Here is a 13,790-nt window from a genome sequence, read left to right on the forward strand (position 1 = left end):
CGGTTGGTGGCCGGACCTGGCTGGCTTTAAGTGGCCAGGTCCGGCCCCTTGTTGAGCTTAATGTTGGTCTATGGAGCCGGCTGGCAGCGCGGACAGAAGTAGATGTCCCGTTCTTCCGTGCCGTCCGGTCCTGCAAGGAGGCCGCGGCGCACAGCAGTGCCGCAGCGCCGGCAGGGTTGGCGCTCCCGGCCGTACACCCAGTACCCGGGACGCATGGCGCGCGGCCCCAGGGTGGTCCTCCGCCCGGGACCCAGGTTTTCGCCGAGGAGCCGTTTGGCGTCATTGACTGTCTTGGCAAGGTCAGGGACGTCTCCTATGGGCAGGGCAGGGTGAATGCCGGACAGGAAGCATGCCTCGCATCGGTAGATATTGCCAATGCCCGCTAGCTTCCGCTGGTCCAGCAACGCGAATCCGACGGTGACGTCCGGTTCGGCGCGAAGCCTGCGCAGCGCTTCTTCCTCGTCCCAGTCGGGGCCGAGCAGGTCCGGCCCGAGGTGTCCGACGATCTTGTCTTCCTCAGCTGTGGGCACCACTTCCAGGATGCCCAACGAGAACCCGACGGCGTCCACGGAGTCCGTGCGGAGCACGCACCGGGCAGTGTGGCCGGGTTTGGTCCAGCGACCACCCGGTGGGTAGGTCATCCAGTTCCCTTCCATTTTGAGATGGGAATGGATGGTCAGGGCACGGGGTTTCCTGCTGGCGCCGGGTTCCTCGTCAGCAGGGCCCGTCAGGCGCATGAGCAGGTGCTTTCCCCTGGGAACAACCTCGGCCATGGTCCAGCCCGCCAGGTTCAGGGTGGCAAATCGCGGCACGCGGAAGTCGGAGGCCTGGATGGTCTTCCCGGCCAATGCCTCGTGCAGCCGTGACGCCGCCCGCCAAATGGAATCACCTTCAGGCACGGATACGGAGTCCTTTCGGAGTGGAGTATGCGCCGGCGGCCGCGAGGGCGACGGCGATCGGGGTTTCCAGGAGATCGTGGCCATTGACTTTCTCCATGAAGAGTTTGTCCACGGCCCCACGGCGCACCACATCCACCAGCGCCTGGGCCGCAACTGTCAGCACGGCGTCGTCCTGGCTGAAGGTGAGCAGCGTCTTGCCGCCGCGCTCCACGTAAAGGACCAACGCGCCGTCGACCATCACCACCAGCGCTCCGGCCTTGCGTCCCGGCCGGTGCCCGGAACCGGCGTCGACAGAGAGCGCAGGCCAAGGAAGGGCAGCGCCGTAGGGGTTGGCGGGGTCGGTCGCAGCAAGTGCGAGCGCGGAGGGGTCGGCTTTGGAGATGCGGGCGTCCTCCGTGAACGACCTTAACCGGTCAACCGTGGCAGGGACGGCGAACTGAGCGGCCCCCAAATGCTCGATGAAGTAGCCGCGGCGGCAACGGCCGGCTTCCTCCAACCGGGCCAGCACTTTATACATGAGCCCGAAGCCACCGATGATGTTCTCCGCCATGACCGAACCACGCGTCACCACGCCGTAGCGGTCCAACAAAAGCTCAGCCGTGCCGCGGGCGTGGATGGTGGGGTCCAGTTCCGGGGCGGGAAGCGCTGACCAGCGGCCCACTGCCGACGGCGGGGCAGGCGCAATGCCACCTGTTACCGAGCCGTAGCGACCCCCCGTTAGTCCGGGGGAGCCCAAGAGGCCCGTCCCATGGGAACGGCCAAGCCTGCTCATGCGCGGGGTCCGTGCCCTCGGCGCTTTGGCTACTTGCCGGTGGGCGGTTTTCCCGCCGGCGATCATGGCCCTCACGGGAGCGAAAGTATCGCCTGTTACACGGCCGGCCCAGACGAGGTCCCAGAGGGCAGACACCACGGCGTCGTCGCTCAATACCGCGTCCATGCCACCGGCCACATCCGTCAGTTGCCGGAAGAAGTAGCCGCCGCCTGCGCTGAAATGTTCCAAAAGCCGCTGCTGGGCATCACCGGGTTCGAATTCGGGGTCCGGGTTGAGCGTCAGCTCAGCGGAATCGGCTACATGGAGGCTGATCCAGCCGTCGTTTCCGGGCAGGGAGCCTGCGCCGGACCAAAGGAGTTCGCCGGCGGCCATGAGTTCGTCCAGCATTGCCGGTTTGTAGTCCGCCACCCTGCTCGCGAGTACCAAGGGTTCCCATGCGGATGCCGGGATGGGCACTCCGGACAGCTGGTCCACGGCCGTGATGATCCCGTCCAGCCCCCTCAGCGCCTGGCTTCGGGACTTACCCGGCGAGGTCACGTTCTGCCATGCCGGCAGGAACCGGCCGTAGGCGGCTGTGTCCACGGGCTCTACTTCGGCCCGCAGTGCAGCGAGCGAGCGACGCCTCAGTTTCCGCAGGACCTCGGCATCGCACCACTCGCTGGACGGTGGGGCGTCCACGCTCATGAGCTCTGAGTCGGGTGCGTCCGCAGGCTGCTCCGCGACGGCGTGCGGGCGGAATTCGCCTTCCACCACGCGACCGTCGCCAGCCAACCGCTTCAAGGCGGTGTTGACTACCGCGACGCCAAGCCCCAGCCTCGCCGCAGCCTCAGCGGCAGTGAAGGGGCCATGGGTGCGCGCGTACCGGGAAACGAGGTCGCCCAGGGGATCGTGGACTGGCTCAATGAAAGCGAGCGGTACGCCCATGGGCAACGGAACACCGATTGCGTCACGCAGCCGCGCCGCGTCCTCAACTGCGGCAAAACGCTCGACGCCGCCGATGGTTACCTTGAGCGCACGGTTGGCTTTCTGCAATGCCGCGAGGTGGGATCCGGCGTCGACGACGCTGCCATGTGGCGCAGCCGCCGGAGCTTCGTCGAATTGGTCCGAGCCTTCAACCTCGGCCTGTTCCACGCCTTGGAGCCGCTGGGCCACTTCTTCAACGCTCAGGGGGCCCAGCAGCCGCAACAGATCCGCGACGCCTTCCATTCCTCGAACCCGTCGGTCCGGGGCAAGGCGCTGCAGTTCCAACTCTGTTGAATCGATGACGGCGGCGTCCAGGAGTTCGCGCAGTTCCACGCGGCCCAGGAGTTCGTTGAGGAGCGTGGAGTCGAGGGCGAGGGCCGCAGCCCGACGTTCCGCCAACGGGGAGTCGCCCTCGTAGAGGAACTGGGCAACGTAACCGAACAGCAAGGACTTCGCGAAAGGGGAGGGCTGCTGCGTGGTGGTCTCCACGATCCTCAGTTCCCTGCGCTCCACGGACGCTGCGATGTCTTTCAGTGCGGGTAGATCGTAAACATCCTGCAAGCATTCCCGGACTGTTTCGAGCACGATGGGGAACGAAGGGTACTTCCGGGCGACATCCAGCAACTGGGCTGAGCGCTGGCGTTGCTGCCACAGCGGCTGGCGCTTGGCCGGATTCTGCCGGGGGAGGAGCAGGGCGCGGGCTGCACATTCGCGGAACCGGGATGCGAACAGGGCGCTGCCGCCTACTTCCGCGGTGACAATTTGTTCGAGTTCCTCCGGGTCGAAGAGGAAGAGTTCAGCGCCGGGTGGCTCGTCTTCCATCATGGGCACGCGCAGCACGATGCCGTCATCGGCCGCCATGGCGGATCCGTCCAAGCCATAGCGCTGCTGCAGGCGTTGGCCCACTGCAAGTGCCCATGGGGCGTGAACGGGCATGCCGAACGGGCTGTGGAGGACTACCCGCCAATCGCCAAGTTCGTCGTGGAAGCGTTCAACCACCAGAGTTCGGTCGCTTGGGACAATCTCCGTGGCTTCCTTTTGCTCCCTCAGGTACTGGATCAGGTTGTTGGCGGCGAAGGCGTCCAATCCGCTGGCCTGGCAACGTTCCATGGCCGGGGCTTCGTCTGCTGCCGAGAGTTCCCGAATGAAAGCACCCAGGGCGCGGCCCAGATCTACGGGCCTGCCGAGGGAGTCGCCCTTCCAAAAAGGAAGCTTGCCGGGTTGCCCAAAGGCAGGGGAGACCAGCACGCGATCGTGGGTGATGTCCTCGATCTTCCAACTGGTGGCTCCGAGTGCGAAGACGTCTCCCACCCGGGATTCGTAGACCATTTCTTCGTCGAGCTCACCAACCCGGCGTCCTCCCTTGGCTGCACGGGCCGAGGCGGTCGGTTCACTCCCGTCCCCGCTGCTGGGGGAAGCGGAGCCCTCTACTTCCGTACCGATGATGTAAACACCGAATAGTCCGCGGTCCGGGATGGTGCCGCCTGACGTGACAGCAAGGCGCTGGGCACCGGGCCTGCCCTCAATGGTCCCGGCGTGCCGGTCCCAGACGATGCGGGGCCGTAGTTCTGCAAATTCGTCTGAAGGATACCTTCCGGCCAGAAGGTCCAGGGTGGCTTCGAAAGCCGAGCGTGGCAGGCTCGCGAACGGCGCTGAGCGACGGACGGTGCTGAACCAGTCCTCAACGTCGATGCTGCCCAAGGCGGTAGCCGCCACTGTTTGCTGGGCCAGGATATCGAGCGGGTTGGCGGGAATGCTCAGGCGTTCAATCTGCCCACTGAGCATGCGTTCAACGGTGACGCTGGTGTGCAGGAGATCCGCGCGGTGTTTGGGGAAGAGCACTCCTTCGGAGATCTCGCCGACCTGGTGCCCGGCACGCCCGACGCGCTGCAACCCACTGGCCACCGACGGGGGTGACTCCACTTGGACCACCAGGTCCACGGCACCCATATCGATGCCGAGCTCCAGAGACGAGGTTGCCACAACGCAGCGGAGCCTCCCGGACTTGAGATCGTCCTCGATCATGGCCCGCTGGTCCTTGGAAACCGAACCATGGTGCGCGCGGGCCAGCACAGGATCGGCGCCGGTAGTGCTTCCAGCCTGCGCCATCATGTGCGCAGGAGTGGCCGTGGAGGCCGGGATTCCGGGGCTGGTTTCGGTCGCCCCGGGAGCCGCCCACTCATTACCGCCCACCGCCATCAACTGGCGTTCAGCGTAGATCTCGTTGAGTCGGGCTGTGAGACGTTCCGCCAAGCGACGGGAATTGGCAAAGACAATGGTGGACTGCTTGGACAGGACCAGATCCACGATCTGCTCCTCCACATGCGGCCAGATGGAAGCCTGGGGTTGCAGGCCCGATGCCGGCCCGGAGTCGAATGCTCCCGCAGCGCCCTGAAGATCCGACATGTCCTCCACGGGGACTGTGACCGTGAGGTTCCAGTTCTTCTTGGATGGCGGAGCGACAATTTCCACCGGAGCCTGCCCTGCCAGGAACTGGGCCACCAACTCTCGGGGCTGGACTGTGGCGGAAAGCCCGATGCGCTGGGCAGGCTTCGGAAGCAGGGCGTCGAGGCGCTCCAGGGAAACGGCCAAGTGCGCGCCGCGCTTGGTGCCTGCTACGGCATGCACTTCATCGATGATGATGGTGTCCACTTCGCTCAGCGTCTCCCGGGCACGGGACGTCAGCATGAGGAACAGTGATTCCGGGGTGGTGATGAGGATATCCGGCGGATTGGTCAACAGCGTGCGGCGATCGGCCGCCGTCGTATCTCCTGAACGCACGCCGACTGTCACCAGCGGTGCCGGAAGCCCTAAACGCTTGGCGGTTTGGGTAATTCCGATGAGGGGTGCGCGGAGGTTTCGCTCCACATCCACACCCAGTGCCTTCAGCGGCGAGATGTAGAGGACGCGCGTCTTGGTCTTGGGCCGCTTTGCCCGGCCCTTGCCATTGACCGGGACGGTCTCCAGTCCCGGCAATGTGTCACTGGGCTTGGAATGCAGGCGATCGAGGGCCCAGAGAAAAGCAGCGAGTGTCTTGCCGGAGCCAGTCGGAGCGACGACCAAGGCATGAGAGCCCGAGGAGATCGCGTTCCACGCCCCATCCTGCGCGGGTGTCGGCTCGGAAAAAGCGCCTAGGAACCATTCCCTGGTTGCCTGGCTGAATCGGCTGATGGCGCCATCCGACGCCTGCGGCTCCTGCATTCCTCCATCATGCCCCACGACTCCGACAGAATAAGCCGGAGCCGTGGGAAGACGGTCAGACTGCCTGGAACGCCGTGATGGTCAGGAGCTTAATGCCCGCATTGCTGCACGCATCGTGGGGCTCCGGGATGAACAGCGACGCTGTGTCGTTCGGCGGGTAGATCCGGAAACCGGCGGCGGGCACCTTAGTGCAGTCGCCGTAGTTGCCGGCTTGGGTGTAACGGATTTCGGCCCACGCCGACTTTCCCGGAACCAGTTCAATCTTGGTCACCGGAGTTGTGGTTTCGCGGGTTGCAGGTTCGCCGATTGGCTCACCATTAGCGTCGGCAGTCAGGGAGACGCCGGCGAAGCCTTCCAAGATGCAGGGGACTGTGCCGGAGTTTGTCAGTATCAACTTCTCGTAGATGCTGCCGGCCGCACCGCCGCCGGTCGCGTCGGTTGTGGCACTGAGGGACGCAGCCTTGCACAGGGCGGGTGCTGCGGGTGCTGCGGATGTTGCTGACGCTGAGGGTGAGGGCGTCGTCGTGGCTGTTGCAGAAGGAGAGCTGGACGTCGCCGGGACCGAGGCCGACGGCGTCGAGGAGGTTGGCGGGGCGCTGCTGGTCCCGGACGGGCTGGGGCTTGGCCCACAAGCAGCAAGAAGCAACAGCGCAGCGGCTGCCGTCGTCGTCACAAGACCGGTTTTGATGCGCTGAGTCCACATGGGCACCAGCTTTGTTCCGGCCATGATGCGAGTCAATTCAGCCACGGCTTGAAGCGCGGATTGGCGCCCGGATTGTGATCTTCCGGGCACCAATCCGACGTCAACTACTTCGTGTCGGCTTTGGCCACTGCCGGCTTGGCCGAGCGGCTGCGGAAGAACGCAGCGCCGCCCAAGCCCAAGCCCGCAATGCCGGCGATCAGGCCGGCCCAGCTGCGCGCCTGCGAGCCGTCGTCCGTTACGGCGGAGGCAGGCTCGGTGGATTCCGTCGTTGCAGCGTGATGGTCCCCTGCGGCATCGGCCGGAGTGATGGTTACCGACGGGGCAGGGGCCTTGAGATCGTGCTCGTTCTGACCCTCCTTGGCGATTTCAGACCAGTCAGTCTGGCCCTGTTCGCAGGTCTGCAGCGTGGGGAAGTAGAGGGTCTTGCCCGCGGCGTCGGGGAGCTTGACCGACAGAACAAGGGCGTCCCGCAGGTGTGGGTCCAGGGGTGCTTTGGCCGTGTACACGATCTGGCTTGTGCGCTTGGTGATGGAGGTGCCGTCATCCAGCTTCTTGGGCTCCGCGAGGGTCTCCGTGACCTTCTCCACGGTCCAGTTGGGGTTGACCGTCGGCTGGGCGTCGTTCAGTTCCTCGGGGAGTGAAATGGCAACTTTGGTGGTGCCGAAGGTGTCGCAACCGTGAGGGATTCCGAAGGTCACCAGCGCGTACGAATTGGCCGCGGTCTTGTTCGGATCGGCCGAAACGTGCGCGGATGCTCCGGCCAGGCCGGCCATCATCAGGACAGCGGTTCCACCGGCGACGGCGGTTGCGGAAAGGGTGCGGCGAGTCGAGGTTTTCATGGGAATTGCCTTTCGGGGGCGCCGGCTATATTCGGCGCGGGGTACGGGTATGGAGCCCGTCACCATGCAAAAGGCTTGCTGTTGCGGCGCGCAATTTGTGGCGCGCAGGTGCCGGGCGGAACTAGGTAAGTACGACGACGGCGGGCGGGCCGCGGCGGCTGTCTTGCCGAAGGTTCCGCCAGGGGCGGGGGATGAAGACGTCGGGTGCCCCTACTGCGACGGGCGAGGCGCCGGCGGCGGGCCTGAACACCAACGTGGGCAGGGCGAGCAGCGGACGCAGCCAGGCGGCGAGCTGCCACAAGGCATCTTCGCCCTTTGCCAGGATGACGGCGGACACAATGGTGGCCAGGACGTGGCCCACAAACATCATGGCGCCAAAGGCTGTGCCGAGCTCATGGGTGTGTGTCGCCGAAATGTCCAGCCCGCTGCTGAAGGCTTCGCCACCGAGGTGGTGGTTTGTTTCCTGCTGGCTGACAGCTATCGGGCTCAAGGCGGTGAAGGCTTCGTGAAGTGCCAACTGTCCGGCGCCCAAGAGTCCCGCCATGGTGAAAAAGTTCAACTTGAAGCGGGTAGCGAGCGTGGCAGCCAAGGTTGTCAGCGCAACGAGCGCCAGCAGGACCGGTGCGCTGGGAAGTTCTCCGCCACCCACGAGGTGGGCCACTGCAGCGAGGAGAACCACCACAATCGAGATGGCGCCCGACCGCAACGCATGAAAGGGCACCCGGGACTGCGATGTGCGCACGGGCCCTCCCTCATCTGTTGCTGCTTGATTATCGGCGTCTTGATTCTATCGGGAGTTCGGTGCCGGGCAGGACCCGGATGGGTGCCTATGTGGATAGCTCCGCTTAACGCCTCGAGGAGCGAACGAAAGTTGGCTTCGGTGGCTCGGGCACATTCGCTGCGGACCCGGAACGTCGACGGCGGAGCTCAAGTTTCAGGCTTTCCTCACCGCGAGCCATGGCCCAGTGATGATTGGCAGAGAAGGCCGGTTTGAAGAGCCAACTCAAACGGCGAAGCAAGGGCTTGGTGGCACTGACCCGCCAGTTGTAGGTGATGACGACCTCCGGACCGTCAGTCTCGAATGTCCAGCGGCCCGTGCCGTTGAGGTCACCTTCGGCTGTGAGCGCAAAGCCGTCGAGGGTCACGGGTTCGGTAATGGTGAGTCGCCAACGCAAGGTGTACGGGAGCCAGCCCTTGGTATGAAGGTCAAAGCATGCACCAACTCCATCCGGTCCGCCTTGGGCTACGGGCGTGACCGTGAGGTAGACGGAGGGCCACCACTGTTTGAGAGCCGCGGCGTCGCCCAGGACGTCCACTACTTCCTCGCGTGTGCCTGCCACCCGCCACACCGTGACGAACGCGTAGTCGGTGCTTTTCTGTGTGCGCTTGGTCATTGCTGCCTCCGCGGTCCGTGTGGGTTCCGAGGGTGTCTTACGGCATCCGGGCTCAATCTACGCCTGCCTTCGCCGAAGGGTTAGGTCTCGCGGCTTTGGATCTCCCAAAGTGCTGAGATCCTGCCCCTCAAACTTCAGCCATTGGTTTTCAGGAGGTCTCTCATGTCGAAGAGTGCTTCCAGCGGGGCGGCTGTATCCGTTAGGGGCGCAACTGGGCCTCCACCGCAGTCTTCGATGTGCCGGGAGTAGCGCTGGTCATCGCCTTCCCGCACCACGATTTTCGAGGCAGTGCCACCTGCGCAGCCAGGTTTCTGCGTTTTGATGTCTTTCGTCCGTTCCGGCAGGCTGCGAACCAGATCCGTTACCTTGGTCCACGTCTCAGCCGACACTGCAGTAGTTTCCTGACGGAGGACATCGCCGTAAGAATCCACAGTGATGGTGGCCCGTGTGCTGGAGGCCTTGATCACGTAGCTGCGATGGTATTCGGGTGGGACGGAACTGTCTCGAAACGTGTATTCGACTGACGTTCTCGCCGGGTCCACTTCAAGCGGCTTGGCGGCGGAGCAGCCCACAGTCAGTCCAACTGAAACGGCAGCGATAGCAATCAATGTGATGCGGCAACGCATAATTCCCCCTTGGCAGCCGGGTTTCATTAGCCCGGTCGTGTTCAATCTAATCTTCTCCCACCCTGTAAAATCCGAATTACCGTGCATATGCCGGTGCTTTGGGGAGCAACTTTTGGGGGCATTAGACAGGCTAGCGCCGCAGTTTTAGCTCGCACTCATTGCCAGGGCACAAAGGCAATCCACTCGCATCAAACCCACTTGTGTTTAGCCGCGCCTAAAAGCGCGGCGTTTGAAAGGACCCTCATGAGTCAAGATCAGCCTGGCTACACGCCACCACCCGTGCCCCAGGGCTACCAGCCGCCTGCACCCCAGGGCTACCAGGCGCCGCCGGCGTTCGGTCAGCAGCCGCAGGAGGGTTTCCAGCAGCCGTACGGCCAGCCTTTCCAGCCGCCTCAGGGATACCCGCAGCAATTCCAAGCGCCTACCACGCCGCCTAAGTCCTTCCTTGTGACGTGGCTCCTGGCATTGCTGGTGGGCGTCCTCGGCGTTGACCGCTTCTACCTTGGCAAGATCGGCACCGGTATTGCCAAGCTTCTTACCTTTGGTGGCCTCGGAATTTGGGCATTGGTGGACCTCATCCTGGTTCTGGCCAACAAGCAGACTGATAAGTATCGTCGCCCGCTGGAGGGATACGACCGGCACAAGCTGGTCGCCCTCATCGTTTCCGCTGTAGTGATTCTTGCCAGCATCGCGTTCAACGTAAGCCAGGGCATCGCAACAACCGCAGCCCTCACTGCCCCGGTAACTGCTCCGTCTGTTGAACCTGTCACCAAGTCAACCCCGACGCCCGCACCTGCGGACGATGTGGAAACCAACAGCCGTGGAAACCTCGTGATGGCCTTTGGCGATATCGGTACCATCAGTGACGGCAAGAGCGGCGACGTCCACACCAAGTTCACCGTCAACAGCATCACGCCGGTCACTTGCACCGAACCGTATGCTCGTCCCTCCGAGAATGGCAACGTGGTGGCGGTTGATATCACTGTTGAGACCACGCCTGAGCTGGCTCAGTCTGCGTACCCGAAGTTCACCTTGAGCGGTTTCGACTTCAAGTACATTGCAGCCAACGGCACCACCTTCAATGGCTCCCTCGCCAGCATGGCGACGTACTCGTGCATTCCTGACGCGGAGCAGTTCCCCAGCGCTGGCATGGGACCCGGCGAGAAAGTCACCGGAAAGGTTGTGCTGGACGTGCCAGCGGCCACCGGGCTTCTGGTTTTCGAGTCCGGCCTCAAGGGTGGCTTTGAGTACAAGTTCTAATCTCGTGCGCTGAGGGCCAGGATCTCAGCTCTTAGCACTTGGCGGAATCACTCCGTCATTGCAAGAGATCCACCGGAACAGGTCCGCTGATGGCTGCATATCAGATCAAACTCGCTCTGATATGCAGCCATCAGCACGCCAGATGACGCTACATCCCAGCGTCCAACGGCAGTTATCTACCAAGCTCGCGACATGCCGGATTCGGCCGACGTCGCAAGGCGCCATGCCCCGGGGACGTAGCGCTCGAAGGCCACTCCGACCACATCGTTACGGTCAGCGGGCGGTAGGGCAAGGCGTCCAAATTGTGAGATGTTTGCCGCTCCGCCGCTGTCGAGCAAAACGGCGTCGCAACACCCCGCTTCGAGGAGTGCCGTAGTCATATCCGCTGAGGTTGCGCCCAAAATGTCATAACCAGGCTCGATGGAGCGAGGCTCACAGCCCTCGGCAACGAGCACGCACACGTCTCCCGCAGGAGTAAGTCCGACGGCGGCCCTTCCACGCGGCTCGTCCACAATCTTCTCAACTGTCAGAGCCACTGGCGGTACAGCCTCGTGGCCGAACTCCTCTGTCGGGCGGTACACCTCGTGCCCGTCGGCGACCTCACTGGCGACGTCGATGGGTTCAGAGCCGCGAAGCACGGTGGGCCCCACTTGAGTACCTGATAAGACGCGGGAACCAGCCAGTTCGAGGTCATAAATTACCCAAGCACTGTCTCCAACCTCCTCCAACAAACGCTTGGCAGATGGAATTGGAACGAGGAGGACGAGCCCATTGGCGGGGCCGGGTATGCTCTGTCGACTAATCTGGACCACTTGGCGCCCGTACAGTGTCAGTCCGACGAAACCCGGGGGCACTGTGACGGCGGCGTCAGCACCCCGTGCCCGTGTAAGGATGCGAACCTCGCCTGCAGCGGCGGCGAGGCAGTCAACAGAACGAACACACCGGCAGGCAGCCCTTTCGCCGTGGATGACAAGTCCCCCGGGGAGTGTGATGGTGAGGTCACACACGTCCACCTGACTTATGATCATTTTGTCCCTGCCGGAGGCATCCAGCACCCTCAGCAGCGCCGAGCGTGAGGCTGTGGGCGGCGACGTAATTACGCCGTCAACCACCTCCAGTCCGATCGGGTCGCCGCTACTGGCGAATCCGTCGGCGAACTCTTCCTCCAGCCAGATGTAGTAGCCGCTGTTGAAGCACAGGCTGTAGCTGGCCCCGAACTCCGAAATCCGCCCCAGCCGACTACTGACAGGCACCGCGCAGGAGACCTCCGGATCCCGCCTGTCCGGACTCCGAAAATCATGGCGCCCTGATGGTACAAGCGCCCAGCGGCGCTGGGCGACCAGCGATGCTGTGACGGCAGCAATATTGGGAATGTTGCTTGTTGGTACACCACGTTCCTCCAGGAGATCGCCTCCGGCGGCAGCCGAAAGCAGTTGTTGTCGCAGACGGACCTGGGGAGCAATCCAGGTCGAATCGTCGATTTCAACCAAGGCAGTGTCCCGTGCGCTGGTCCACCCCAAAACACTACGACGCTGAGGAGCTTGCCGGCCGAAGAACGCAAGCTCCCCGGCAATCTCTGCGGTGACACCTCGCTGCTTGGCTGACCAAGCCTGCACGTACGCCAAGTCGGCTACGTCAGCGGCCGAAACACGCCCCACCCAGGCAGAGCCAACCGTCATTGCGCCAAGAGCCGGTGCCGAAGTGCTGCGAAGCTGAGCGCTGTAAACGTGTGTGGCTCATTTCGCAACATCTCAATCAGCGCTTCCTGATCGATCCATTGCACTTCACGAGATCCGTCTCCAGTCGAGTGAGGCAACCCGGATGCCAGGACGTCCACAATCGCCAGGAGTGAGGGATACGGCCCCTGGAGCATCTGTACCAGCTGAATCGCTTCGCTGACCTGTACCCTGTCCCCCAGCAGCTCGTGGTCGGTCTGGCTGACCTGCACCTCCACCTCGCTGAGGCCGGTTTCTTCCTCCACCTCACGCTCGGCGCATGCGGCCAAAGGCTCGAAGGCGCGCCATTTACCGCCCGGCAACTCCCAACGTCCGCTGTTTACCGGATCTGATTCGGGCTTCCACCGTTGCTGCAGCAGGATGCGACTTGGGTTGTGGCGGTCGCGAACCAGCGCATAGACGTTGGTGAGTACTAGCTGTTCAACCATTATTTCTCCATTTCGTTCCGACGTACCTGTGCAGCAGCAGGTCTTTCAGACGGGCCTGTCCAGAGGGCAGCCAGACCATGGCGTCTGGCCCATATCCGCAAAGCAGCTCGCGACACAGACCGCAGGGCGGCATGATCTCCACATCGCGGGTCTCCTCCGGACGAGGATGACGCACCGTCATCATGGCGACGGGTTTGGCCCCACGGGCAATGGTTTGAGCCAGTGCACCATTCTCGGCACAAGTCGATGCACGACCCACCTCAGCCTCTACGTGAACGCCGGTGGCCAACTCCCCGTCATCGCCGAGCATCGCGCATCCGAGTTGATGCCGCGATGGCCGGTAAACACCCGTGATTGCCGCGCTCGCCTCTCTGTAGAGAGTTCGTCCGAGCTCTTTCAGAGCTACCGCCTCGGCCTGAGCCGGATACGGAGCAGCGGGCAAGTCTCTCAGCAGAGTCTCGGCGCTGGCCTCGAGATCTGCGAGCGATCCAGCAGTGTCCACATAGAGGTCGGCAGTAGGTTCCTGAGCTTTGAGCTCCACGCCCGCCGAGTCCGGATTCTCCGTTAGATCATCACGGGCCTGCAAGCGGGCAAGCCTAAGTTCTTCCGGTGCCCGCACCAGTACTACGGTGAAGCCGGCGTAGCGCAACTCATCCAAGTCCACAGGTCGGGCATCGCTTATGACAACCGATCGTTCGCTCGAGAGTGCCTGTAACCAGTCCGCTCGTTCAATCACCCGCCGCGTCAGTGCCTGTGGATCGCGCTGACGGATGTGCCCGCCCAGGAAGGACAGCAGCTCACCGTCCTGTCCGAGCTCGTGATGAGGAACACCCATCCGATCGAAAAGCGCAGCCTGTGCGGCATAGAGCGGTCTCGCCATAGTGAGCTGCAACCAGTGACCATCCCTCGCCTTCAAAGCGGCGGCCAAAGAGGTTTTTCCTGCTCCCGGCCGCCCTACCAGAGCAACTC

11 protein-coding genes are annotated in these 13,790 nt (G+C 63.4%); 1 reads left to right on the forward strand and 10 read right to left on the reverse strand.

Features of this window, described 5'->3' with window-relative positions; all coding sequences use genetic code 11:
- Nucleotides 1–68 precede the first annotated feature (68 nt).
- From KCX59_RS04060 to KCX59_RS04090, 7 genes are all read right to left on the reverse strand, one after another.
- Nucleotides 69–899, reverse strand: a complete 831-nt coding sequence (locus tag KCX59_RS04060; protein WP_178993351.1) for an Fpg/Nei family DNA glycosylase — start codon at nt 897–899, stop codon at nt 69–71.
- On the reverse strand, nt 892–5,835 hold the full coding sequence (locus KCX59_RS04065) for an ATP-dependent helicase (RefSeq protein WP_179018745.1): 4,944 nt from the start codon (nt 5,833–5,835) through the stop codon (nt 892–894). Before KCX59_RS04065 ends, KCX59_RS04060 begins: the two co-directional genes overlap by 8 nt.
- A gap of 55 nt (nt 5,836–5,890) precedes the next feature.
- Nucleotides 5,891–6,562 (reverse strand): DUF4232 domain-containing protein, encoded by a 672-nt coding sequence (locus KCX59_RS04070; RefSeq protein WP_256870536.1) that lies wholly within the window; start codon nt 6,560–6,562, stop codon nt 5,891–5,893.
- A gap of 80 nt (nt 6,563–6,642) precedes the next feature.
- Entirely contained in the window at nt 6,643–7,377 is a 735-nt protein-coding gene (locus KCX59_RS04075; protein ID WP_091465338.1) for a YcnI family copper-binding membrane protein, read from the reverse strand.
- A gap of 121 nt (nt 7,378–7,498) precedes the next feature.
- Nucleotides 7,499–8,119 (reverse strand): hypothetical protein, encoded by a 621-nt coding sequence (locus KCX59_RS04080; protein ID WP_179018743.1) that lies wholly within the window; start codon nt 8,117–8,119, stop codon nt 7,499–7,501.
- A gap of 103 nt (nt 8,120–8,222) precedes the next feature.
- Nucleotides 8,223–8,771, reverse strand: a complete 549-nt coding sequence (locus KCX59_RS04085) for an SRPBCC family protein (RefSeq protein WP_178993354.1) — start codon at nt 8,769–8,771, stop codon at nt 8,223–8,225.
- Nucleotides 8,772–8,905: 134 nt separating this feature from the next.
- Complete coding sequence (locus KCX59_RS04090) at nt 8,906–9,397, reverse strand: hypothetical protein (RefSeq protein ID WP_178993355.1); 492 nt, start codon at nt 9,395–9,397, stop codon at nt 8,906–8,908.
- Nucleotides 9,398–9,640: 243 nt separating this feature from the next.
- On the opposite strand from KCX59_RS04090, the gene KCX59_RS04095 reads away from it, so the two are divergent.
- Nucleotides 9,641–10,657: a TM2 domain-containing protein gene (locus KCX59_RS04095; RefSeq protein ID WP_178993356.1), complete on the forward strand. Its 1,017-nt coding sequence runs from the start codon at nt 9,641–9,643 to the stop codon at nt 10,655–10,657.
- A 176-nt stretch (nt 10,658–10,833) separates the two neighbouring features.
- On the opposite strand, the gene KCX59_RS04100 is transcribed toward KCX59_RS04095, so the two are convergent.
- The 3 genes from KCX59_RS04100 to KCX59_RS04110 are packed head-to-tail and all read right to left on the reverse strand — an operon-like array spanning nt 10,834 to nt 13,749.
- Entirely contained in the window at nt 10,834–12,336 is a 1,503-nt protein-coding gene (locus tag KCX59_RS04100; protein WP_179018741.1) for a hypothetical protein, read from the reverse strand.
- Nucleotides 12,333–12,821, reverse strand: coding sequence for an NUDIX hydrolase (locus KCX59_RS04105; protein WP_179018739.1), 489 nt, complete (start codon nt 12,819–12,821; stop codon nt 12,333–12,335). The genes KCX59_RS04100 and KCX59_RS04105 overlap by 4 nt, the downstream gene beginning before the upstream one ends.
- Nucleotides 12,814–13,749, reverse strand: a complete 936-nt coding sequence (locus KCX59_RS04110; protein ID WP_179018737.1) for a hypothetical protein — start codon at nt 13,747–13,749, stop codon at nt 12,814–12,816. The genes KCX59_RS04105 and KCX59_RS04110 overlap by 8 nt, the downstream gene beginning before the upstream one ends.
- Nucleotides 13,750–13,790: the final 41 nt, after the last annotated feature.

Source organism: Paenarthrobacter nitroguajacolicus (genome assembly GCF_051027655.1).
Taxonomy (GTDB): domain Bacteria; phylum Actinomycetota; class Actinomycetes; order Actinomycetales; family Micrococcaceae; genus Arthrobacter; species Arthrobacter nitroguajacolicus.